The 23,169-nt window shown below is 70.1% G+C and carries 20 protein-coding genes; 10 read left to right on the forward strand and 10 right to left on the reverse strand.

Annotated elements, in window-relative coordinates:
* Positions 1-48: 48 nt before the first annotated feature.
* Positions 49-927 (reverse strand): hypothetical protein, encoded by an 879-nt coding sequence (locus HY68_RS08780; RefSeq protein ID WP_041986589.1) that lies wholly within the window; start codon positions 925-927, stop codon positions 49-51.
* A gap of 102 nt (positions 928-1,029) precedes the next feature.
* Here HY68_RS08780 and HY68_RS08785 point away from each other — a divergent pair, with 102 nt between their 5' ends.
* Complete coding sequence (locus HY68_RS08785) at positions 1,030-2,016, forward strand: ATP-binding protein (protein WP_041995463.1); 987 nt, start codon at positions 1,030-1,032, stop codon at positions 2,014-2,016.
* A gap of 42 nt (positions 2,017-2,058) precedes the next feature.
* On the opposite strand, the gene HY68_RS08790 is transcribed toward HY68_RS08785, so the two are convergent.
* A complete protein-coding gene (locus HY68_RS08790; RefSeq protein WP_041986592.1) occupies positions 2,059-3,321 on the reverse strand; it encodes a lipoprotein in 1,263 nt (420 codons plus the stop codon).
* Between the two features lie 415 nt (positions 3,322-3,736).
* Here HY68_RS08790 and HY68_RS08795 point away from each other — a divergent pair, with 415 nt between their 5' ends.
* From HY68_RS08795 to HY68_RS44905, 5 genes are all read left to right on the forward strand, one after another.
* The gene (locus HY68_RS08795) at positions 3,737-6,169 is read left to right on the forward strand and encodes a SulP family inorganic anion transporter (RefSeq protein WP_241778503.1); all 2,433 of its coding nucleotides are present in this window, start codon (positions 3,737-3,739) and stop codon (positions 6,167-6,169) included.
* A gap of 256 nt (positions 6,170-6,425) precedes the next feature.
* The gene (acs, locus tag HY68_RS08800) at positions 6,426-8,381 is read left to right on the forward strand and encodes an acetate--CoA ligase (protein WP_041986596.1); all 1,956 of its coding nucleotides are present in this window, start codon (positions 6,426-6,428) and stop codon (positions 8,379-8,381) included.
* 234 nt (positions 8,382-8,615) lie between these two features.
* Positions 8,616-9,110, forward strand: coding sequence for a phage holin family protein (locus HY68_RS08805; RefSeq protein ID WP_078863491.1), 495 nt, complete (start codon positions 8,616-8,618; stop codon positions 9,108-9,110).
* Positions 9,107-10,048, forward strand: coding sequence for an alpha/beta hydrolase (locus tag HY68_RS08810; RefSeq protein WP_041986599.1), 942 nt, complete (start codon positions 9,107-9,109; stop codon positions 10,046-10,048). The genes HY68_RS08805 and HY68_RS08810 overlap by 4 nt, the downstream gene beginning before the upstream one ends.
* A gap of 281 nt (positions 10,049-10,329) precedes the next feature.
* A complete protein-coding gene (locus HY68_RS44905; RefSeq protein WP_078863492.1) occupies positions 10,330-10,509 on the forward strand; it encodes a hypothetical protein in 180 nt (59 codons plus the stop codon).
* Positions 10,510-10,520: 11 nt separating this feature from the next.
* On the opposite strand, the gene HY68_RS08815 is transcribed toward HY68_RS44905, so the two are convergent.
* The 3 genes from HY68_RS08815 to nth form a co-directional block, all read right to left on the reverse strand.
* Complete coding sequence (locus tag HY68_RS08815; RefSeq protein WP_041986601.1) at positions 10,521-11,720, reverse strand: MarP family serine protease; 1,200 nt, start codon at positions 11,718-11,720, stop codon at positions 10,521-10,523.
* A gap of 89 nt (positions 11,721-11,809) precedes the next feature.
* The gene (locus HY68_RS08820) at positions 11,810-12,583 is read right to left on the reverse strand and encodes a CoA pyrophosphatase (RefSeq protein WP_078863900.1); all 774 of its coding nucleotides are present in this window, start codon (positions 12,581-12,583) and stop codon (positions 11,810-11,812) included.
* 129 nt (positions 12,584-12,712) lie between these two features.
* Entirely contained in the window at positions 12,713-13,675 is a 963-nt protein-coding gene (gene nth, locus HY68_RS08825; RefSeq protein WP_107070065.1) for an endonuclease III, read from the reverse strand.
* A 324-nt stretch (positions 13,676-13,999) separates the two neighbouring features.
* Here nth and HY68_RS08830 point away from each other — a divergent pair, with 324 nt between their 5' ends.
* On the forward strand, positions 14,000-14,674 hold the full coding sequence (locus HY68_RS08830; RefSeq protein WP_041986606.1) for a Crp/Fnr family transcriptional regulator: 675 nt from the start codon (positions 14,000-14,002) through the stop codon (positions 14,672-14,674).
* Between the two features lie 55 nt (positions 14,675-14,729).
* Here the strand turns inward: HY68_RS08830 and HY68_RS08835 are convergent, their stop codons facing one another.
* The 4 genes from HY68_RS08835 to HY68_RS41870 all read right to left on the reverse strand — a co-directional run bounded on the left by HY68_RS08835 (position 14,730) and on the right by HY68_RS41870 (position 17,346).
* The gene (locus tag HY68_RS08835) at positions 14,730-15,578 is read right to left on the reverse strand and encodes an MBL fold metallo-hydrolase (RefSeq protein WP_041986608.1); all 849 of its coding nucleotides are present in this window, start codon (positions 15,576-15,578) and stop codon (positions 14,730-14,732) included.
* A complete protein-coding gene (locus HY68_RS08840) occupies positions 15,575-16,573 on the reverse strand; it encodes an NUDIX hydrolase (protein ID WP_041986610.1) in 999 nt (332 codons plus the stop codon). Before HY68_RS08840 ends, HY68_RS08835 begins: the two co-directional genes overlap by 4 nt.
* Before the next feature lie 117 nt (positions 16,574-16,690).
* Positions 16,691-17,188, reverse strand: a complete 498-nt coding sequence (locus HY68_RS08845; protein WP_041986612.1) for a RidA family protein — start codon at positions 17,186-17,188, stop codon at positions 16,691-16,693.
* Complete coding sequence (locus HY68_RS41870) at positions 17,185-17,346, reverse strand: DUF4177 domain-containing protein (protein ID WP_075033571.1); 162 nt, start codon at positions 17,344-17,346, stop codon at positions 17,185-17,187. The genes HY68_RS08845 and HY68_RS41870 overlap by 4 nt, the downstream gene beginning before the upstream one ends.
* 73 nt (positions 17,347-17,419) lie before the next feature.
* Between HY68_RS41870 and HY68_RS08850 the strand changes: the two genes are divergently transcribed.
* Positions 17,420-18,385, forward strand: coding sequence for an ArsA-related P-loop ATPase (locus tag HY68_RS08850; protein WP_041986614.1), 966 nt, complete (start codon positions 17,420-17,422; stop codon positions 18,383-18,385).
* Complete coding sequence (locus tag HY68_RS08855) at positions 18,382-19,713, forward strand: ArsA family ATPase (RefSeq protein WP_041986616.1); 1,332 nt, start codon at positions 18,382-18,384, stop codon at positions 19,711-19,713. Before HY68_RS08850 ends, HY68_RS08855 begins: the two co-directional genes overlap by 4 nt.
* 368 nt (positions 19,714-20,081) lie before the next feature.
* Here the strand turns inward: HY68_RS08855 and HY68_RS08860 are convergent, their stop codons facing one another.
* Positions 20,082-20,426 (reverse strand): WhiB family transcriptional regulator, encoded by a 345-nt coding sequence (locus HY68_RS08860; RefSeq protein WP_052457047.1) that lies wholly within the window; start codon positions 20,424-20,426, stop codon positions 20,082-20,084.
* Positions 20,427-20,821: 395 nt separating this feature from the next.
* Between HY68_RS08860 and HY68_RS08865 the strand changes: the two genes are divergently transcribed.
* On the forward strand, positions 20,822-23,122 hold the full coding sequence (locus HY68_RS08865) for a transglycosylase domain-containing protein (RefSeq protein WP_041986619.1): 2,301 nt from the start codon (positions 20,822-20,824) through the stop codon (positions 23,120-23,122).
* Positions 23,123-23,169: the final 47 nt, after the last annotated feature.

A 23,169-nucleotide genomic window follows, 5' to 3' on the forward strand; every position in this document is an offset into this window, starting at 1 on the left:
CGGCGCCGTCCAGGCGCCGCCGCCGCTTCCAGCCCAGGCCGCTGCGCGTCAGGCCGCCCCGCGCTGAAGCGCCTCGCAGACGGCCGTCGACTCCCTGACCCCCAGCTCGACCGCGCGCCCGCAGTGCGCGATCCACGCGGCCATGCCGTCCGGAGTGGCCGAGACATACGCCTCGAACGCCGCCGCGTAGGCCGCGCGCCCCAGCTCGGCATGTCCGGCCTCCGCCGGACAGATGGACTTGGGGTCCAGCCCGCTGCCGATCAGCACGATGCGCTCGGCCGCCCGCGCCACCAGGCCGTTGTACGACCCGAAGGGGCGCAGCGCCAGCAGCTCGCCGTGCACGATCGCCGCCGTCACCAGCGCCGGCGCCTCACTTCCGGCGATCACCAGCTGGGCGAGGCCGTCCAGCCGGCCCGCCACCTCGGCCGCACCGGGCAACGGTGCCTCCATCAGCGGCCCGTTGATGTCGGTGCCCGGCGCCTCGACGACGGGCTCGCCCGCGAGCCTCGGCCGGCCGACCGTCCCGTCGTCGACGCCGGCCTTGCCGGCGGCGACGAGATGGAGTCTGGCCAGCACCCGCACCGGGGACTGGCGCCAGATGGACAGCAGCTGGCCGGACTCGGCGGTCAGCCGCAGCGCGGCACCGACCGTACGGGCCTGCGCCTCCGCCCCGAAGTCCGTGCGCCTGCGCACCTCTTCGAGCGCCCAGTCGGCGCCCGACAGCGCGGCCGAGCCGCGGGCCGCACGCAGCGCCGCCTCCGAGGTCACCTCGTTGCTGCGGCGTCGCATCACCCGGTGTCCGTAGACGCGGTCGACGGCGTTGCGGACCGAATCCACCGCGCCGGGCACGCCCGGCAGAGAGGCCAGCGCGGCCAGGGGATCCTCCCGCCGAGGGGCGGAGGAGGCGTCTGAGGCTGTCGTACTCATAGGTAGCGAGGCTACGCGCCCGGCACCGGCGGCCCACGTTGGAGTGGTCTTCTTCACGGAAGTCGACCACGCGAAGCGACGAAGCGACTACCCTACGTGAACATGAAGATCGCTTTCGTGGGGAAGGGCGGCAGCGGCAAGACGACGCTGTCCTCGCTCTTCATCCGTCATCTGACCGCCAACGAGGCTCCCGTACTAGCGGTGGACGCCGACATCAACCAGCATCTGGGGGCCGCGCTCGGCCTGGACGAGGCCGCCGCAGCCGCGCTGCCCGCCATGGGCGCGCATCTGCCCCTGATCAAGGACTATCTGCGCGGCAGCAATCCGCGGATCGCATCGGCCGAAGCGATGATCAAGACGACACCGCCGGGCGAGGGATCGCGGCTGCTCCGGGTCGACGAGGACAATCCGGTGTACGAGGCCTGCGCCCGGCCCGTCCAGCTCGACGACGGCGAGATCCGGCTGATGACCACGGGGCCCTTCACCGAGTCGGATCTCGGGGTGTCCTGCTACCACTCCAAGGTCGGGGCGGTCGAACTGTGCCTCAACCACCTGGTGGACGGCCCCGACGAATATGTCGTGGTCGACATGACGGCGGGCTCCGACTCGTTCGCCTCCGGCATGTTCACCCGGTTCGACATGACGTTCCTGGTGGCCGAGCCGACCCTGAAGGGCATCTCCGTCTACCGCCAGTACAAGGAATACGCACGGGACTTCGGCATCGCGCTGAAGGTCGTGGGCAACAAGGTGCAGGGCCAGGACGACCTGGACTTCCTGCGTACGGAGGTCGGCGACGACCTGCTGGTCGCCGTGGGCCACTCCGACTGGGTCAGGTCGATGGAGAAGGGCCGCCCGGCCCGCTTCGAGCTGCTTGAGGCGGACAACCGGCTCGCGCTGCAGGCCCTCCAGGACGCGGCCGAGGACAGTCATGAGCAGCGCGACTGGGAGCGGTACACCCGCCAGATGGTTCACTTCCATCTGCGGAACGCGGAGAGCTGGGGCAACGCGAAGACGGGGATCGACCTGGCGGCCCAGGTCGACCCCTCGTTCGTCCTCGGCGAGACACCGGCCGTGGCTCAGATCGGCTGATCATCCCGACAACGGATCAGCGGGAACCGGCGGATGAACTGATCAGCTGGTCCGCGACGCCGGGGCGCCGGCTGTCAGATACGACTCCCAGCCGGCCTTGGGGGTCTGCCCGACGGCGAGAGCCTGGAGCTTGTCCAGCGTCGCCGGGTCCTGCGCGTCCAGCCAGTCGGCCAACTGCCGGAAGGACACGCACCGCACGTCCTTCTGACCGCAGACCGTCCTGATCGTCTCCTCGACGGCGCGCATGTACGTGCCGCCGTTCCAGGACTCGAAGTGGTTGCCGATGATCAGCGGGGCGCGGTTGCCCAGATACGCCCGGTCGAACGCCTTGATCAGGCCGTCGCGCATCTGGTCGCCCCAGTAGGCGTGCTTGGCGGGGTCGCCGTTGACCGTCTTGGACTGGTTGAACATGAAGTTGTAGTCCATCGACAGGGTCTCGAAGGCGCGTCCCGGCACCGGGACCGCCTGGAGCGGCATGTTCCACAGGCCGTCGAGCTTGCTGGGCCAGACCTGTGTGCCGGTGCCGCTGGAGTCGTAGCGGAAGCCCATGTCGCGCGCCGCCGGCAGAAGGTTCTTCTGCCCTTCGAGACAGGGCGCGCGACCGCCGACGAGTTCCTTGTCGTAGTCGAAGGGCAGCGGGGCCTCGCCCGGGAGGGCCGAATTGGTCTTCCAGCTCTTCACGAAGGACTTGGCCTGACTGATCTCGCTCTTCCACTCCTCGACGGTCCAGGTGCCGACCCCGCCGTTGGGGCCGCAGAAATGGCCGTTGAAGTGGGTGCCGATCTCGTTTCCGTCCTGCCAGGCGCCGCGCACCTCCCGCAGCGTGTTCGTGATTCCCTCGGTGTCGTTGAAGCCGATGTCGGAACTGCCCCGCAGATGGTGCGGCGGGTCGTACTGGAGCGCCTTGTCCTTGGGCAGCAGATAGACACCGCTCAGGAAGTACGTCATGTTCGCGCCGTATTCCTTGCCCACCTTGCGGAAGTGGGAGAAGAGCTTCTGACCGTCCTCGCCCGCGCCGTCCCACGAGAACACCACGAACTGCGGCGGCTTCTGGCCGGGCCTCAGCCGCTGCGCCCGGGGCAGATTCGGCTGGACGCCGGTGAAGGCGGTCGAGCCGTCACCGATGAGCTGTACGGGGCGCTTGGGCGCCGCGGGGGCCTTCTTCGCGCCGGGGGCGCCCTTCTCCGTGTCCGTTCCCGTCGACTTCCCGGCCTTCGGGGCACCGAGCCCGGAACAGCCGGCGAGACTCACCGAGAGCGCCATGACAGCGGCGCCGAAAGCGATTCCTTTTCTGGCGGCCAGCATCCGCCCACCCTCTTCCTTCAGATTTACCTACCGAAGTGCCGAGCGGCGGTTTGCCGGCACGGCGCCGAGCGCCGTCAACATCGCACCGGGGTCGAAGAGGCAAAGAAACGACAAGCCGTACAAAATTACTAATCACCACTCCGGGTGAATGATTGCCCCATTTGCCTCGAAAGTCATGCCAAAGTCTTTACCCTCCATTACGATCCATTTACCGAGAGTAGAAATTGCGCATCCCGCCGCTGCACGCCGTGACTCACGGCCGCGACCCAACTTTCCGCGACCGCGCCGCCCCGGAGGAGACGGGAACATGTCTGCCTGCGTCCCCACTCGCACGTCCCCCACCCCACCGACACCGCCCGGGTCGGGTGACGGCCCCGGAGGCCGTCGCCGCCGATTCCGTATCGCGGGCGCGGATGTGTCCGCGTCCATCACCGTGTTCTTGCTCGCCATCCCGATGTCCCTCGGCCTCGCCGTCGCCATGGGCGCCCCGCTGGGGGCCGCGCTGCTGTCCGCGGGGCTCGGCGGCATCGTCGCCGGACTGCTCGGCGGCTCACCGCTCCTGGTGAGCGGTCCTTCGGCGGGGCTGACCGTCGTCACCGCCGGGATGATCCATCAGTACGGCTGGCGTACGACCTGCGCGATCACCATCGGCGCCGGTCTTCTCCAGATCGCGCTCGGCTCCCTGAAGGCCGCGCGCTCCGCGCTGGCCGTCAGTCCCGCCATCGTGCACGGCACCCTCGCCGGCATCGGCGTCGCCATCGCGCTCGCCCAGCTCCATGTCGTCCTCGGCGGCTCCCCGCAGAGCTCCGCCCTCGACAACGTCCTCGCACTGCCCGAGCAGTTGACCCGGGTCGGCTTCGCGGAACCGCTCATCGGCGCGCTCGCCCTCGCCGTACTGATCGGCTGGCCACGGATCCCCGGCCGGGTCGGACAGCTGCTGCGCCGGGTGCCCGCCGCGCTCGCCTGTGTCGTCGTCGCCACCGCGGTCGCAGCCGTCGCCGCCCCCGGCATCGCCCGCGTCGACCTGCCGTCCTGGAGCGCCCACGTACTGCCGGAAGTTCCCCGGGGGCCGGTCCTGGGACTGATCACCGCCGTCCTGACGATGACGCTCGTGGCCAGCCTCGAATCGCTGCTCTCCGCCGTCGCCGTCGACAAGCTGGCGGCCGAACGGCGCGGTTCGGGCGAGGAGCAGGGCTCACCGCGCGCGTGCTCACCGCGTACGCCGCGCGCCGACCTCGACCGCGAGCTGCGGGCGCAGGGCGTCACCAACGCGCTCAGCGGCATCCTGGGCGGGCTCGCCGTCTCGGGCGGCGCGGTGCGCAGCTCCGCCAACGTACGGGCGGGCGCGACCAGCCGCGCCTCCACCGTGCTGCACGGGGTATGGGTGCTGGTCGCCGCCGGACTGCTCGTCTCGGCGCTGGAGTGGATCCCGCTCGCCGCCCTCGCCGCGCTGGTGATGATGGTCGGCATCCAGATGGTGTCGTACGCCCATATCCGCAACGTCCACAAGCACCGCGAGTTCCTGGTGTACGTGGCGACGGTAGCCTCGGTCATCCTGTTCGGCGTCCTGCAAGGGGTGTTGATCGGCGGCGCGGTCGCGGTGGCCGTGGCGCTGCGCCGGCTGGCCAGGACGCGCGTCTCGGTCGAGGAGCGGGACGGGGTCCACCGGGTACGCGCCCGGGGCCAGTTGACGTTCCTCGCGGTGCCCAGGCTCAGCCGGGTCCTGCATCAGGTGCCGCAGCACGCCGACTGCGTCGTCGAGTTGGACGGCTTCTTCATGGACCACGCGGCGTACGAGGCCCTGCACGACTGGCAGACCTCGCACATCGCCCACGGCGGCAAGGCCGAGTTCACCGGCCCGGCCGGCGGCCGGATCGCCGAGCCCGCCTCGGGCGCCTCGGGCGCCGCGCACGCCTGCTGCCGTCCCTGGACACCGTGGCGCAACCACCACTGCGGCGAGCAACTGGCCGCCGAACAGCCAGCGCCGGGGCTGGCGACCGCCGGACAGCCGACCGCCGGACGGCCCACCACCGTGCCGCCGGACCCCGACGCCGAGCCCCCGGCGCCCATCGTCATGGCCCCGCTGCTCCGGGCGACCGGCAACAGTCTCCGGCTGGCCGAGGGGCTCAGCTCCTTCCAGCGCAACACCGCCCCGCTGGTACGGGACGAGCTGGCGCGGCTGGCGCGCGAGGGCCAGCGGCCCTCCCAGCTCTTCCTCACCTGCGCCGACTCGCGGCTCGTGACCAGCATGATCACCTCCAGCGGCCCCGGCGATCTCTTCACCGTGCGCAACGTCGGCAATCTGGTGCCCCTGCCCGGCACCGAGGGCGGGGACGACTCGGTGGCCGCCGCCATCGAGTACGCGATCGACGTGCTGCACGTCGAGTCCATCACCGTCTGCGGACACTCCGGCTGCGGTGCGATGCAGGCCCTGCTGCAGAGCCCCGACGAAGAGGCGGACGGGACGGGCGGAGCGCCCAACTCCGCGCCCCCGTCGCCGCTGCGGCGCTGGCTGCGCCACGGGATGCCCAGCCTGGAGCGGATGCGCAGCAGGCACCACTCCTGGGCCAGGATCTCCGGCCGGCTGCCGGCCGACGCGGTCGAGCAGCTCTGTCTCACCAACGTGGTCCAGCAGTTGGACCATCTGCGGGCCCATGAGGCGGTCGCCCGCCGCCTCGCCGAAGGCAAGCTGGAGCTGCACGGGATGTACTTCCACGTCGGCGAGGCGCAGGCCTACTTGCTGGCGGACGGCAACACAGCGGGAGACGGCTCCGGCAGCGGACCCGTCGGCGGCGAGGAGGTGTTCAACCGGGTCGCCCCGACCGTACGGGCCGAGGTGAACGCCTGAACCGCTCCCCCGTTCCCGCCGTGAGTATGGGCGGCCCCCTCTCTCCTCCGGCTGCGGTTGGACTCCGGTCCGACGTCGGTCCGGCTCAGGAGGAGGCCGCCCTCGTCCTTGTCGCCCGAGCGCGATAGGTTTCAGCCGGTCATCTCATAGGTCTAAACCAATTCCTTTTCAGGCCCTTGTCACCCGGGCATCCGCCTGATGAGCTAGACCAGGGACAATCGGGATACAAAAGGACGCCCTGGGAATGGGAGCTGCTGTGAGCAATGAAAGCCTGGCCAACCTGCTCAAAGAAGAGCGACGGTTCGCGCCGCCCGCCGAGCTCGCCGCGCACGCGAACGTGACTGCGGCGGCCTACGAGCAGGCAGCGGCGGACAGGCTCGGCTTCTGGGCCGAGCAGGCGAGGCGGCTCACCTGGGCCACCGAGCCCACCGAGACGCTGGACTGGTCGAACCCGCCGTTCGCCAAGTGGTTCGCCGACGGTGAGCTCAACGTCGCGTACAACTGCGTCGACCGCCACGTGGAGGCGGGCCACGGCGACCGGATCGCCATCAACTTCGAGGGCGAGCCGGGCGACAGCCGCACCATCACCTACGCCGAGCTCAAGGACGAGGTGTCCAGGGCGGCGAACGCGCTCGTCGAGCTCGGAGTGCGCAAGGGCGACCGCGTCGCCGTCTACCTGCCGATGATCCCCGAGGCCGTCATCTCCATGCTGGCCTGCGCCCGGATCGGCGCCCCGCACTCCGTGGTCTTCGGCGGCTTCTCCGCCGACGCCGTCGCCTCCCGTATCCAGGACGCCGACGCCAAACTGGTCATCACCGCCGACGGCGGCTTCCGCCGCGGCAAGCCGACCTCGCTCAAGCCCGCGATCGACGACGCCGTTGCGCGCTGTCCGCAGGTCGAGCATGTGCTGGTCGTCCGGCGTACGGGCCAGGACACCGCCTTCGACGACAGCCGGGACGTCTGGTGGCACGACATCGTCGCCCGCCAGTCCGCCGAGCACACCCCGGAGCCGGTGGACGCCGAACACCCGCTGTTCATCCTCTACACGTCGGGTACGACGGGTAAGCCCAAGGGCATCCTGCACACCTCCGGCGGCTATCTCACCCAGGCCGCCTACACGCACCACGCGGTCTTCGACCTCAAGCCGGAGACCGACGTCTACTGGTGCACGGCCGACGTCGGCTGGGTGACCGGCCACTCGTACATCGTGTACGGGCCGCTGGCCAACGGCGCGACGCAGGTCATGTACGAGGGCACCCCCGACACCCCGCACCAGGGCCGGTTCTGGGAGATCGTCCAGAAGTACGGCGTCACGATCCTCTACGCGGCGCCCACCGCGATCCGTACGTTCATGAAGTGGGGCGACGACATCCCCGCCAAGTTCGACCTGTCGTCCCTGCGGGTCCTCGGCTCGGTCGGCGAGCCGATCAACCCCGAGGCCTGGATCTGGTACCGGCAGAACATCGGCGGCGGCAAGGCCCCGATCGTGGACACGTGGTGGCAGACCGAGACCGGCGCCATGATGATCTCCCCGCTCCCCGGCGTCACGCACACCAAGCCGGGCTCGGCGCAGCGCGCGCTGCCGGGCATCTCCGCCACGGTCGTGGACGACGAGGCGAACGAGGTCCCGGACGGCGGCGGTGGTTATCTCGTCCTGACCGAGCCGTGGCCGTCGATGCTCCGCACGATCTGGGGCGACGACCAGCGGTTCCTCGACACGTACTGGTCGCGTTTCGAGGGCAAGTACTTCGCCGGTGACGGCGCCAAGAAGGACGACGACGGCGACATCTGGCTGCTCGGCCGGGTGGACGACGTGATGCTGATCTCGGGTCACAACATCTCCACCACCGAGGTCGAGTCCGCGCTCGTCTCGCACCCGAAGATCGCCGAGGCGGCCGTGGTCGGCGCCAACGACGAGACGACGGGCCAGGCCATCGTCGCGTTCGTCATCCTGCGCGGCACGGCGTCCGTGGACGACGGGCTCGTCGCCGAACTGCGTAACCACGTGGGCACGGTCCTCGGCCCGATCGCCAAGCCCAAGCGGATCCTGCCGGTCCAGGAGCTGCCCAAGACCCGCTCCGGCAAGATCATGCGCCGGCTCCTGCGGGACGTCGCGGAGAACCGCGCGCTGGGCGATGTCACCACGCTCACCGACTCGTCCGTCATGGAACTGATCCAGAGCCAGCTCCCGGGCGCCACCAGCGAGGACTGAGCAAGTCGTAGAAACGGGCCGCGAGGGCGGCCCGTAGAAACGAGCGGCGACAAGGGGCGCCCGGCACATCCGCTGGGCGCCTCTTCGCGTACCCATCCATGAGCAGGACATTTCGGGGTACCGGAGCAGCACGGCTCGGTCTGACACGCGGGGGCAGCGCGCGGTGACGGCCGCAGTCCGGCATGATCTGACAACGGATCGAAAGACGAGAAGTACCAGAAAAGGGAGTCACCGATGAGCGACCCCGGCAAGCATGTTGCCGATGCGGTATTGACCGGCACCGCCGTCCCAGCCGTCAGTGCCGACCGTAGCCTCGGTCAGCTGGTCGCCGGCGCGACCGCCGAGATGTCCGAACTGATGCACGACGAGATCGCCCTCGCCAAGGCCGAGCTGCGCCAGGACGTCAAACGCGGCGTGATGGGCGGGGCCGCGGGCGGTATCGCAGCTGTGTTCGCCCTGTTCTCGCTCCCCGTGCTGAGCTTCGCCGCCGCGTACGGGATCCACAACCTCGGCCTGGGCCTGGCCTGGTCGTTCCTGATCGTGGGCGGCGCGTTTCTGCTGCTGGCCGGAGTGCTCGGCGGCCTCGCCATGCTGAAGTTCAAGAAGATCAAGCCGCCCGAGAAGACCATCACCTCCGCCAAGGAGACGGCCGCCGTTCTGCAGAACGCGAAGCCGCACCCCCGTGAGGCTCTGGAGAGCGGCAAGACTGTGGCACGCTCGTCTGCATGACCGCCCCTGTTACAGGCTCTGGTGCGACGGTTGCCTCCGCGGTACGCCTCGACGGCCCCTGGACCCATCGCGACGTGGCGGCCAACGGTGCCCGCTTCCACATCGCCGAGATGGGCGACGGACCGCTGGTGCTGCTGCTGCACGGCTTCCCCCAGTTCTGGTGGACCTGGCGCCACCAGCTCCCCGCCCTCGCGGACGCCGGCTACCGCGCCGTGGCCATGGACCTCCGGGGTGTCGGCGGCAGCGACCGTACGCCCCGGGGGTACGACCCGGCGAACCTGGCGCTCGACATCACCGGCGTGATCCGCTCGCTGGGTGAGCCTGACGCCGCGCTCGTCGGCCATGACCTGGGCGGATATCTCGCCTGGACGGCCGCGGTGATGCGGCCCAAGCTGGTGCGCCGCCTCGTGGTGTCCTCGATGCCGCACCCGCGCCGCTGGCGCAGCTCGATGCTCTCCGACGTGGCGCAGAGCCGCGCGGGCTCGTACATCTGGGGCTTCCAGCGGCCGTGGCTGCCGGAGCGTCAGCTCGTCGCGGACAACGCGGCGCTGGTCGGTGAGCTGATCCGGGACTGGACGGGTCCCGGGCTGCCCGACGACAAGGCGATCGAGGTCTACCGGCGGGCGATGACGATCCCGTCGACCGCGCACTGCTCGGTCGAGCCGTACCGCTGGATGGTGCGGTCGCTGGCGCGTCCTGACGGCATCCAGTTCAACCGGCGGATGAAGCGGCCGGTACGGGTGCCGACGCTCCAGCTGCACGGGGCGCTCGACCCGGCGGTACGCACGCGCAGTACGGCGGGCTCGGCCGAGTACGTCGAGGCGCCGTACCGCTGGCGCCTCTTCGAGGGGCTCGGGCACTTCCCGCACGAGGAGGACCCGGTGGCGTTCTCGACGGAGCTGATCAACTGGCTCAAGGACCCCGAACCGGACCGCTGACCGCCCCGCCGGAGCCCCGGCAACACCACGGCCCGCACTCCGCCGGCACCACGGTCGGCACCCCGCCGGCACCACGGTCGGCACTCGCCGGGCACCGCGGTCGGCAGCCCGTGGGCACTCCCGCCCGCAACCCTGCCGACGCCCCGTCAGCAACCCCGTCGAGGCCACCGCGACCGGCCGTGCGAACACCCGTCCTACGAACAGCCAATTGCCGCGCGCATAGGCCAATTGGCCGCGTTCCGCGCGATTACCGACCATGGGCCACGGGCACACGTCGGTGTATGGGCTGGACGCACGACTACGGTGATTCACCACGCAACCGCCGCTCGGCAGCAGTGCCGATCACCCACCAGGGGGGTGCCCCGCACGTCGGGGGCCATGATCCCAGGCTCGGTATTTCCCTCATCCTCCGCCGCAGGGCGCGCTGGGTCTCCGCCCGGCTGCGCCACCAGCGGAGCTGACCCTTACGCCCTTACAGCGCGCAGTCCTGGGTGTCGACCTCTTGGTTGGCGTTGCGCCCGAGCGTGATGTCCGGGCGGATCTCGTCCGCCGTGAGGGCGTAACCGGTCTGCGCGTCGTCCAGTGACCTGGCGAAGATCACGCCGTACACCTTGCCGTCAGGCGTGAGCAGCGGGCCGCCGGAGTTTCCCTGCCGGACGGTCGCGAAGAGCGAGTACACGTCGCGCCGTACCGTGCCGCGGTGGTAGATGTCCGGGCCGTTGGCGTCGATACGGCCGCGGACGCGCGCCGAGCGTACGTCGTAGCCGCCGTTCTCCGGGAAGCCGGCGACGATCGCGCTGTCGCCGCTGCTCGCGTCCTTGTCGCTGAACTTGAGCGGGGTCACGTCCAGGCCCGGCACGTCGAGTACGGCGATGTCGCGCTGCCAGTCGTACAGGACGACCTTCGCGTCGTACAGCCGGCCCTGGCCGCCGATCTGGACGGTGGGCTCGTCCACGCCGCCGACCACGTGCGCGTTGGTCATCACCCTGCGGTCGGCGAAGACGAAGCCCGAGCCTTCGAGCACCTTGCCGCAGCCGGACGCCGTGCCGACGACCTTGACGATCGAGCGCTGGGCACGCGCGGCGACCGGGCTGCCGGCGAGCGCCGGGTCCGGCGGCTCGACCTGGTTGATCGGCTCGTTCGCGAACGGGCTGAAGACCTGCGGGAAGCCGTTCTGGGCGAGGACGGACGAGAAGTCGGTGAACCACGTCGACGCCTGATTGGGCATCACCCGGGAGACGCCCAGGAGCACCTTGGAGCTACGGACCTCCTTGCCCAGCGTCGGCAGGGACGTACCGGCGAGGGCCGAGCCGATCAGCCACGCCACCAGCAGCATGGCGAGCACGTTGACCAGCGCGCCGCCCGTCGCGTCCAGGGCGCGCGCCGGTGACCAGGTGATGAAGCGGCGCAGCCGGTTGCCGAGGTGGGTGGTGAACGCCTGGCCGACGGAGGCGCAGACGATCACGATCACGACGGCCACGACGGCGGCCGTCGTGGAGACTTCGGCGTCCTGCGTGATCTGGTCCCAGACCACGGGGAGCAGATAGACGGCGACGAGACCGCCGCCGAGGAAACCGACCACCGACAGGATGCCGACGACGAAGCCCTGGCGGTAGCCGACGATCGCGAACCACACGGCGGCGAGCAGCAGCAGGATGTCCAGCACGTTCACCGTCAATAGCCTCGCAGATTCGTCTCCGGTCGCCCCCACCGCCCCGATGGGGCGACTGCCGCGGGGGTGGGGTCAGCTGGGCCAGCCTGTCATGCGCGCCAATCGAGTGGGACCTGCCGGTCCTGGTCCCACGGGCGCTCCCAGCCCGCGAAGTGGAGAATCCGGTCGATCACGCCCGCGGTGAAGCCCCAGACCATCGCGGACTCGACCAGGAACGCGGGGCCGCTGTGCCCGCTGGGGTGCACGGCGGTCGCGCGGTTGGCCGGGTCGGTGAGATCCGCCACGGGGACGGTGAAGACCCGCGCGGTCTCGCCCAGGTCGACCGCGTCGACCGGGGTCGGGGTGCGCCACCAGCCCAGTACGGGCGTGACGACGAAACTGCTCACCGGAATGTAGAGCTTGGGCAGCACACCGAAGACCTGGACGCCCGACGGGTCGAGCCCGGTCTCCTCCTCGGCCTCGCGCAGGGCCGCCCGCAGCGGTCCCGTGGTGGCCGGGTCGCCGTCCTCCGGGTCGAGAGAACCGCCGGGGAACGCCGGCTGCCCCGGATGCGAGCGCAGATTGCCGGCCCGCTCCATCAGCAGCAGCTCGGGACCGCGCTCGCCCTCCCCGAAGAGGATGAGCACGGCGGACTGCCGCCCGTCGCCGCTCTTCGGCGGCAGGAAACGGCTGAGCTGCTCCGCCCCCATCGTGCGCGCGGCGCGCTCGACCGGGCGGAGCCAGTCGGGCAGCCCGTCGGTCGCGACGGCGACATCGGCGGCACTGGCCGTATCGGCGACATCGGCGGCTCTCGCCGGGTCGGCGTACTGCTCCGGATAGCCCACTTGGTGACCCTCTTGAACGATCTCTTCAGCGTGCGTCATCGGCACCCCCGTCGTACAACGCCTGCTGTCCGCCGGATCGTTCCGGTCGGGTCCTGCGCCATCCTTGCGTGTGCTGATACGGCGCTGCTCCCTTCTGTGCTCAATCTTCTGCGCTCAATCGGATTCGCCTTACGCCGCGCCGGGGGTCACGCCGCCGAGCGGCGGGGCCGGTGCCCCCGGGTAGTCCGCCGGCGGGTTGAGCCGCTGGCCCGGCTGGCCGCCCAGCTCGTACTTGAGCAGCTTCTTGGCCTTCTCCGGATCGGTCTCGCCCTCGCCGTACGAGGGGCACAGGTGCGCGATCGGGCAGGCGCCGCAGGCGGGCTTACGGGAATGGCAGACCCGGCGGCCGTGGAAGATGATCCGGTGCGAGAGCATCGTCCACTCGCTCTTCGGGAAGATCTCCGCGATCTCCGCCTCGACCTTCTCCGGATCCTCCTGCTCGGTCCACTTCCAGCGGCGGACGAGCCGCCCGAAGTGGGTGTCGACCGTGAGCCCGGGGACGCCGAAGGCATTGCCCAGCACCACATTGGCCGTCTTGCGGCCCACGCCGGGCAGCGTCACCAGATCCGCGAGACGACCGGGCACCTCGCCGTCGAACCGGTCGCGCAGGGCTGTGGACAGCCCGATCAGCGACTTGGCCTTGGCGCGGAAGAAGCCCGTCGGCCGGATGACCTGCTCCAGCTCCTCCGGGACCGCCGCCGCCATGTCCTCCGGGGTCGGATACGCGGCGAACAGCGCGGGCGTCGTCTGATTGACCCGCAGGTCGGTGGTCTGCGCGGACAGCACCGTGGCGACCAGGAGCTCGAACGGACTGCGGAAGTCCAACTCCGGATGGGCGTAGGGATACACCTCGGCCAGCTCACGGTTGATCCGCCGGGCCCTGCGGGTCATCGCCAGCCGCGACTCCGGCTTGGACGCGGGCTTGGCGGATGCGGGCTTCGCGGGTTCGGGTTTCGCCGCTGTCCGCTTGGCCGACTCGGGCTTCGTCTGCTTGGTGGCTGCCTTGGCCGCTTTCTTCGTTGGACCTTTTGCGGCTTTTTTCGCTTTCGCCGAGGGCTGTTCGCCCACAGCGGAATTAGGCTCCGCTGACACTCTTCCAGCCCCCTTGGCCTGCGCTGTCATGGGCGATTTCGACACCCGGCCAGCGTAAAGCCCGACACTGACATCCGCCCGGGCCATGGGAGATCACCACCCGAATCGGCCCCCCGGGCACGCTGGGACACTCCTGTGCGTCAAACTTGTGACTGATCGCACGGTTTCACCGCGCGTAATCGGAGAGGTGGTGCCGGGCAGCGAGTAAAGGCGCAGTCCGTACGACATCACCAGTACCTACGGCATCATGGGGACCACGGTTTCCTGACCATGGATCCCTGAGCATTCTGAGCATTTCAAGAGCAGGTCGATAGGAGAGAACTCGTGGACGACGTTCTGCGGCGTGCCCCGCTCTTCGCGGCGCTCGATGACGAGCAGGCTTCGGAGCTGCGCGCCTCGATGGGTGAGACGACGCTCGCCCGCGGCGACGCGCTGTTCCACGAAGGCGACCCCGGCGACCGCCTGTACGTGGTGACGGAGGGCAAGGTCAAGCTGCACCGCACCTCCCCCGACGGCCGCGAGAACATGCTGGCGGTCCTCGGCCCCGGCGAGCTGATCGGCGAGCTGTCGCTCTTCGACCCCGGCCCGCGTACGGCCACGGCGACGGCCCTCACCGAGGTCAAGCTCCTCGGTCTCGGCCACGGCGACCTCCAGCCCTGGCTGAACGCCCGCCCCGAGGTCGCGACGGCCCTGCTGCGCGCCGTGGCGCGCCGGCTGCGCAAGACGAACGACCAGATGTCCGACCTCGTCTTCTCGGACGTCCCCGGCCGGGTGGCCAGGGCGCTCCTGGACCTGTCGCGCCGCTTCGGTGTGCAGTCCGAGGAGGGCATCCACGTCGTGCACGACCTGACGCAGGAAGAGCTGGCCCAGCTGGTCGGCGCCTCACGCGAGACGGTCAACAAGGCGCTCGCCGACTTCGCACAGCGCGGCTGGCTGCGGCTTGAGGCCCGCGCGGTGATCCTGCTGGACGTGGAACGCCTCGCGAAGCGCTCGCGCTGACGTCGCTGACACCGCTGACGTCGCTCGCCCTGACGCCGCAGTGGCCGTCGACATCTCAGTAGTCGTCGGGCACGTCGATCAGGCCGTGTTCCCGCAGGTAGGCCAGTTGCGCCCGGACCGAAAGCTCGGCCGCCGGCCACAGTGACCTGTCGACGCCCGCGTACACGTGGGCGACCACGTCGGCCGCTGTCCGGTGGCCGTTCTCGACGGCCGTCTCGACCTGCGCGAGACGGTTCGCCCGGTGGGCGAGATAGAACTCGATCGCGCCCCGCGCGTCGTCCAGCACCGGGCCGTGCCCCGGCAGGACGGTGTCGACGCCGTCGTCGACCGTGAGCGAGCGCAGCCGGCGCAGCGAGTCGAGGTAGTCACCGAGCCGGCCGTCCGGGTGCGCCACCAGCGTCGTACCGCGCCCAAGGACGGTGTCGCCGGTCAGTACCGCCCGGTCGGCGGGCAGATGGAAGCAGAGCGAGTCAGCGGTGTGGCCGGGCGCCGGTACGACCCGTAGCTCAAGGCCGCCGGTGGTGATCACGTCCCCGGCTGCCAGGCCCTCGTCCCCGAGCCGCAGCGCCGGGTCCAGGGCCCGTACGCCGGTACGGGTCAGCTCGGCGAAGCGCGCGGCGCCCTCCGCGTGGTCCGGGTGGCCATGGGTGAGGAGGGTCAGCCCGACCCGCTTGCCCACCCGCTCCACCGCCGTCATGACCGCCTTGAGATGCAGGTCGTCCAAGGGGCCCGGGTCGATGACGACAGCGAGGTCGGAGTCCGGTTCGGCGACGATCCAGGTGTTGGTGCCGTCGAGCGTCATCGGCGAGGCGTTGGGCGCGAGTACGTTGACCGCGCGCGCCGTGGCGGGGCCGGACAGCACGCCGCCGCGCGGCTGACCGGGAAGAGCTGCGGCCTCGGTCATCGGGACTCCCCCTCGCTGTGTCCGGCGTCGACGTCGGCGTCAACGCCGGCGGGACCGCCCGGATCCGCACCGGGGCCCCCGTCCGAACCCGCGCCCGCGCCACCGCCCGGACCCGCCGGTCCGACCCGTTTGGTGAACTCGTCGTGGCCCGGCCAGCTCAGCACCAGCTCGTCGCCCTCCAGCCGCGCCTTGGCCAGCACGGGCGTCATGTCGCACGTCTCCGCCGCCGCCAGCGCCTCCGCGGCCGTCGCGCTGCGGCCGAGCTGCCGCAGGGTCGAGACGGTCGGCGGCATCATCAGCAGCTCGCCCTTCTCGTACGCGTCGAGCGCGTCGGCCGGTGCGATCCACACCGTACGGTCGGCCTCGGTCGACGCGTTCCTGGTGCGCTGGCCCGCCGGCAGGGTGGCCACGAAGAACCACGTGTCGTAGCGGCGCGGTTCGAACTCCGGGGTGATCCAGCGGGCCCACGCGCCGAGCAGGTCGCTGCGCAGCACCAGCTTCCGCCGGTGCAGGAACTCGGCGAAGGACAGCTTCCGCTCGACCAGCGCCGCGCGGTCCGCCTCCCAGTCGTCACCCGTGGTGTCGGTGACGACGGTCGTGGGGCTCTCCCCCGCGAGCAGGACGCCGGCCTCCTCGTACGTCTCACGGACAGCGGCGCACACGACGGCCTGCGCCGAGGCGGCGTCGACACCGAGCCGCCGTGCCCAGACGTCCCGGCCGGGCCCCGCCCAGCCGACGGGCCGGTCGTCCGGGCCTGGGGCGTCCCTGGGGTCGACCCCGCCACCCGGATAGACGTACGCGCCCGCGGCGAACGCCATGGACGCCTGGCGGCGCAGCATATGGACGGCGAGACCGCCAGTACCTTCGGCGCCCGGATCGTCGCGTACCAGCATCACGGTCGCGGCCCTGCGCGGTGTCACCGGCGTGAGTTCGCCGGCGGCGAGGGCGCGGATCCGGTCCGGCCATTCGGGCGGGTACCACTGACCATTGGGCATGGCCGGATGCTATGCGCTGATGTGCGGATGTTCGAGAGGGTGTGGCACGCGCCTCATCAGTGACGTACCGCGTCCCACACCCTCACCCCATAGCGCTGCTCAAGCTCCAGTCAGGCCTCAGGCCTCGGTCAGCTCGACCAGGATCTCGACCTCGACCGGCGCGTCCAGCGGCAGCACCGCCACGCCCACCGCGCTGCGCGCGTGCACGCCCTTGTCGCCGAGGACCTGCCCCAGCAGCTCGCTCGCGCCGTTCACGACGGCCGGCTGGCCCGTGAAGTCGGCCGCCGACGCCACGTACCCCACGACCTTCACGACGCGCGCGATGCGGTCCAGGTCGCCGGTGACGGACTTCACGGCCGCCAGCGCGTTCAGCGCGCAGGTGCGGGCGAGTTCCTTGGCCTCGTCGGCGGTGACTTCGGCGCCGACCTTGCCGGTGACCGGAAGCTTGCCGTCCACCATCGGCAGCTGGCCGGACGTGTACACGTACAGACCGGTCTGCACGGCGGGCTGGTACGACGCCAATGGCGGTACGACCGCCGGCAGGCTCAGTCCGAGCTTCGCGATGGACGACTCGACGGCCCCCAGGGCGCCCCCGGCCGCGGCGGACACGCTCATGCCGACTTCTCCCGCTTCAGGTAGGCCACCAGCTGCTCGGGGTTGTTCGGCCCGGGAACGACCTGGACGAGCTCCCAGCCGTCCTCGCCCCAGGTGTCCAGAATCTGCTTGGTCGCGTGCACGAGAAGGGGCACGGTCGCGTATTCCCACTTGGTCATGAGGGCGACTGTAGCCGTAACCGTGTGGCGGCCTCGTGCGTAGCCCACGACCTGACTGGTTAGGCTCGAATACGTGAGCAGGCTCCAGGTCGTCAGCGGCAAGGGTGGTACCGGTAAGACGACGGTCGCCGCCGCCCTCGCGCTTGCCCTCGCGACCGAGGGCAAACGCACTCTCCTCGTCGAGGTCGAGGGAAGACAGGGCATCGCCCAGCTCTTCGAGACGGAAGCCCTTCCGTACGAGGAGCGCAAAATCGCCGTGGCCTCGGGCGGCGGTGAGGTGTACGCGCTGGCCATAGACGCAGAGCGGGCCCTCCTCGACTATCTCCAGATGTTCTACAAGCTCGGCAGCGCGGGCCGGGCCCTCAAGAAGTTCGGCGCGATCGACTTCGCGACGACGATCGCGCCCGGGGTCAGGGACGTCCTGCTGACCGGCAAGGCGTGCGAGGCGGTACGGCGCAGGGACCGGCAGGGCCGGTACGCGTACGACTACGTCGTGATGGACGCGCCACCCACCGGCCGCATCACCCGCTTCCTGAACGTGAACTACGAGGTGGCGGGGCTGGCCAAGATCGGCCCGATACACAAGCAGGCGCAGGCCGTGATGCGGGTGCTGCGGTCGAGCGAGACGGCGGTCCATCTGGTGACGCAGCTGGAGGAGATGCCGGTCCAGGAGACCGCCGACGGCATCAGCGAGCTGCGCGCCGCCGAGCTGCCGGTCGGCAACGTGATCGTGAACATGGTGCGGCCGCGCCTGCTGGACGAGGCGGCGGTGCAGGCCGCGGCCGGCGACCGCCGCAAGGAGGTCTCCAAGGCGCTCGCCGCCGCCGGGGTCTCCGCGCCGACGAAACTGGTGGGTCCGCTGCTGGAACAGGCGGCGGAGCACGCGCAGCGCGTCGAGCTGGAGCGTGAGCAGCGGGCCGTCCTGGCGAAGCTCGGGCTGCCCACGTACGAACTCCCCCTGATCGGCGAGGGCATGGATCTCGCGGGTCTCTACCGGCTGGCGGGGGAGCTAAGGAAACTTGGGGAGGTCTTCGCATGAACCTCGACTCCGCCGCTGCCCCGCTCGAAGTCGACGCGCTGCTCGACGACCCCGCCACCCGCATCATCGTGTGCTGCGGCTCGGGCGGCGTCGGCAAGACCACCACGGCCGCGGCCCTCGGCGTACGGGCGGCCGAGCGGGGCCGCAAGGTGGTCGTGCTGACCATCGACCCGGCCCGCAGGCTGGCGCAGTCGATGGGCATCGACTCCCTCGACAACACCCCGCGGCAGGTGAAGGGCGTCGAGGGCCCCGGCGAACTGCACGCGATGATGCTCGACATGAAGCGGACCTTCGACGAGATCGTCGAGGCGCACGCCGACGGCGAGCGGGCCCGCTCCATCCTGGAGAACCCCTTCTACCAGTCCCTGTCGGCCGGTTTCGCGGGCACGCAGGAGTACATGGCGATGGAGAAGCTGGGGCAGCTGCGGTCCCGCGACGAGTGGGACCTGATCGTCGTCGACACCCCGCCGTCGCGCTCCGCGCTGGACTTCCTGGACGCGCCGAAACGTCTCGGCTCGTTCCTGGACGGGAAGTTCATCAAGCTGCTGATGGCTCCGGCGAAGATGGGCGGCCGGGCCGGGATGAAGTTCCTGAACGTCGGGATGTCGATGATGACCGGCACCCTCGGGAAACTCCTCGGCGGCCAGTTCCTCCAGGACGTGCAGACGTTCATCGCCGCGATGGACACGATGTTCGGCGGCTTCCGGACGCGCGCCGACGCGACGTACCGACTGCTGCAGGCGCCGGGCACGGCGTTTCTGGTGGTCGCGGCCCCGGAGCGGGACGCGCTGCGCGAGGCGGCCTACTTCGTCCAGCGGCTGGCCGCGGAGGGGATGCCGCTCGCCGGGCTCGTCCTCAACCGGGTGCACGGCAGCGGCGCTTCGCGGCTGTCGGCCGAGCGGGCGCGGGCGGCTGCGGAAAATCTTGAAGAGGGCGGCATTGTGGATCAGGAGGCCGGGAATGGTCTCCCTGGCACCGCCACACCTCTGGCCGGTTCTTCTCCCGAGACCGCCGCCGGAGCTTCCGAGACCGTGTCCGATTCAACCGAAAAAAGCACATCCGCGTCGTCGCCGACCCCCGATCCCGACACGCCCTCTGTCACAACTGTGGAACAGCTGACCGCCGGTTTGCTGCGGCTGCATGCCGAGCGCATGCAGGTTCTCGCACGCGAACAGCGCACGCGCGACCGCTTCACGGCGCTTCACCCGGAAGTCGCCGTGGTCGAAGTGGCCGCCCTGCCCGGCGATGTCCATGACCTCACGGGTCTGCGGACGATCGGTGACCGGCTGGCGGCGGGGCGTACGAGCCGTCCGGGCCGTACGGCCTGAGCGGAAGCCCCTGACCAGGGCAGAAGTCAGCCGGTGGCGGTACGGAAGGGACCAGCAGCCGACGTAGGAGCCGTACGTACGTGAGGTACGTGCGGGTCGTCCGCGTGACGTCGTACGGATCGACGTACGAGCATGCGGCGGCACGTACGGGCACACGGCCATTGCGCGCGTCGGTTCCGCGCATCAATTCCACACGTTCGACGCGGCGCGGGCAGGCCGATGCGGGCAGGGTGATGCACGCAGGCGAGCGCGTCGGACCGCGCGCCGTCACCCTGTGACGGCGCGGCTGTCCCATGCCCGCCCATGACCGGCCTGCGGCGCACGGCTGACCTGCGACGTCAGCCGATCCGCTGTGCCGGCCTGCGGCGCTAGCCGACCGCTGCGTACGTCGCGTACGTCTCGTCGTCCTCCAAGCCCACGGGCAGGATCCCCGCACTGCGCTCGTACTCCGTGCGCGCGGTCTCAAGCAGCCGTCGCCACGAGGTGACGGTGGGGCGCCTGCGCAGCAAAGCGCGGCGCTCCCGCTCGGTCATTCCGCCCCACACGCCGAATTCGACGCGATTGTCCAGCGCATCGGCCAGGCATTCGGTGCGTACCGGGCACCCGGTGCACACCGCCTTGGCTCTGTTCTGCGCTGCACCTTGAACGAACAGTTCATCCGGATCGGTAGTGCGGCAAGCTGCCTGCGCACTCCAGTCGGTTACCCAGCCCATGCCGGCGCCGTCCTCTCCCGAATCGAGGCTCCCCCACGGCGGCAGCGGCATATTCACCGCTGCCAGTTGAGGACGTTACGGCCGGGGGGCACAGCGCAACACCCCCTTCGGGCCCAATCTTGCATGGCCCGAACGGACTATGGGTGCGCGGCAGATCACCCAGGGGAGTGACCTGTGGCATAACCGACCAACCAGACATAGCCGGGCAGTTCACTTGTGTCACAACGGGCGTCAGCGGACGCATGGGGCGGAATCGGGCAGAGCTTTCCGCGATTCGGGTTCACGGGAAGTTCATGCCGGTGTCTTGATGCACAACCGCACTGCTGTGACAGTTGGGTACAGCTTAGGCCAGAGCCTTGACGCGTGTCCGGCGAATGAGAACGTAGGCTGCCCTCATGCCAAAGAAGCGCTCGGGCGGGGGTCTGACCAAGACCCAGCAGGCCGCCAAGTTCCTCGGTGTCAGCGTGCTCGCAGGGGCGGTGCTCGCCGGAATCGCCCTGCCTGCCGCCGGGGCGCTGGGGCTGGCCGCCAAGGGAACCGTCGACGGGTTCGACGAGATCCCCGCCAACCTCAAGACGCCGCCGCTGAGTCAGCGCACCACGATCCTGGACGCCAAGGGCGGCAAGATCGCGACGGTCTACTCACGCGACCGCACCGTGGTGCCGCTGAAGGCCATCTCGCCGTACATGCAGAAGGCGCTCGTCGCCATCGAGGACTCGCGCTTCTACGAGCACGGCGCGGTCGACCTCAAGGGCGTACTGCGCGCGCTGAACCGCAACGCGCAGGAGGGCGGGGTCTCCGAGGGCGCTTCGACCCTCACCCAGCAGTACGTGAAGAACGTCTTCGTCGAAGAGGCGGGCAACGACCCGACGAAGGTCGCGCAGGCCACCCAGCAGACCCTCGGCCGCAAGGTCCAGGAGCTCAAGTACGCGATCCAGGTCGAGGAAGAGCTGGGCAAGAAGAAGATCCTCGAGAACTACCTGAACATCACCTTCTTCGGCGAGCAGGCCTACGGCGTCGAGGCGGCCGCCCAGCGGTACTTCTCCAAGTCGGCCAAGGACCTGACGCTGGAGGAGTCGGCGCTGCTCGCCGGCATCGTCCAGTCGCCGAGCCGCTACGACCCGGTCAACGACGTGCAGGAGGCCACCAAGCGCCGTAACACGGTGCTGGCGCGGATGGCGGCCGTCGGCGACATCTCGCAGGGCGAGGCGGACAAGGCCATCGCCAAGCCGATCAAGCTCCATGTGACCGAGCCGAAGAACGGCTGCATCACCGCGGTCAAGGGCGCCGGCTTCTTCTGCGACTACGTACGCCAGGTGTTCCTGAACGACCCGGTCTTCGGCAAGACACCGAAGGAACGGGCCGCGATCTGGGACCAGGGCGGTCTGACGGTCCGTACGACGCTGGACCCGCAGGCGCAGGACTCGGCGCAGGCGTCGATCAAGGACCACGTCTACAAGACCGACCCGGTCGCGACGGCGCTGTCGATCGTGCAGCCCGGCACCGGCAAGATCCTCGCGATGGGGCAGTCGAGGCCGTACGGCTTCAAGAAGAACGAGACCCAGATCAACCTGTCCGTCGACAAGGACATGGGCGGCGGCGCCGGTTACCAGCCGGGATCGACGTTCAAGCCGATCGTCGCGGCCGCGGCGCTGGAGCGGGGCATTCCGGCGACGCAGACGTTCCCTGCGCCGTACAAGATGACGTACCCGACGCCGGTGCAGACCTGCAACGGCCCGTGGACGGACAAGGACGTCCCGGTCGAGAACGAGAACGAGTCCGAGAAGGGCCCGATGGGCATGAAGGAGGCGACCGCGAAGTCGGTCAACACCTACTACGTCCAGCTGATCAGCCAGATCGGCGTCTGCCCGGTGACGGACCTGTCGAAGAAGATGGGCGTCGTACGGGCCGACGGCAACCCGATCCAGCAGGTCCCGTCGATCACCCTGGGCTCGCAGGAGGTCTCACCGCTGACGATGGCCGGCGCGTACGCCACCTTTGCCAGCCGGGGCACGTACTGCACCCCGATCGCCATCGAGTCGATCACCGGCCCGGACAAGAAGCCGATGGCCGTGCCGAAGTCGAAGTGCGATCGGGCGATGTCCGAGAAGACCGCCGACACGGTCAGCGCCCTGCTGAAGGGTGTGGTCGAGGACGGTACGGGTACGGAGGCGGGCCTCAGCGACCGCCCGAGCGCAGGCAAGACCGGTACGACGGACTTCCGTTACGCGGCCTGGTTCGTGGGCTACACGCCGAACATGGCGGCCGCGGTGTGGGTCGGCGACCCGATGCACAAGAAGCGGATGGAGAACATCACCATCGGCGGGCAGTACCACGAGAAGGTCTTCGGTGGTGACACCCCGGGCCCGATCTGGCGCGACGCGATGAGCGGCGCTCTGCAGGGCGTGCCGGCGCTGAACTTCAACGAGATCAACATCCCGGACCCGCCGAAGGAGAACGACCCCGACAAGGGCCACGGGAAGCCGGGCGACGACGGCGGGAACCAGGGCGGCGACCAGGGGAACGACCAGGGCGCGAACCAGGGCGGCGACCAAGGTGGCGACCAGGGGGCCGACCAGGGCGGCGACGGAAAGCCGGGCGACAACGGGAACCCGGGGTTCCCGGGCTTCACGACGGGCGGCAACGGCGGCCCCCAGGACGGCGGAAACCAGGGGAACGGCGGGAACGGGCCGTAGCGGCTGATGTGACGTGAGCGGAGGGGCGGGCGCCGGAAGAGGCGCCC

Source organism: Streptomyces sp. AcH 505 (genome assembly GCF_000818175.1).
GTDB lineage: Bacteria > Actinomycetota > Actinomycetes > Streptomycetales > Streptomycetaceae > Streptomyces.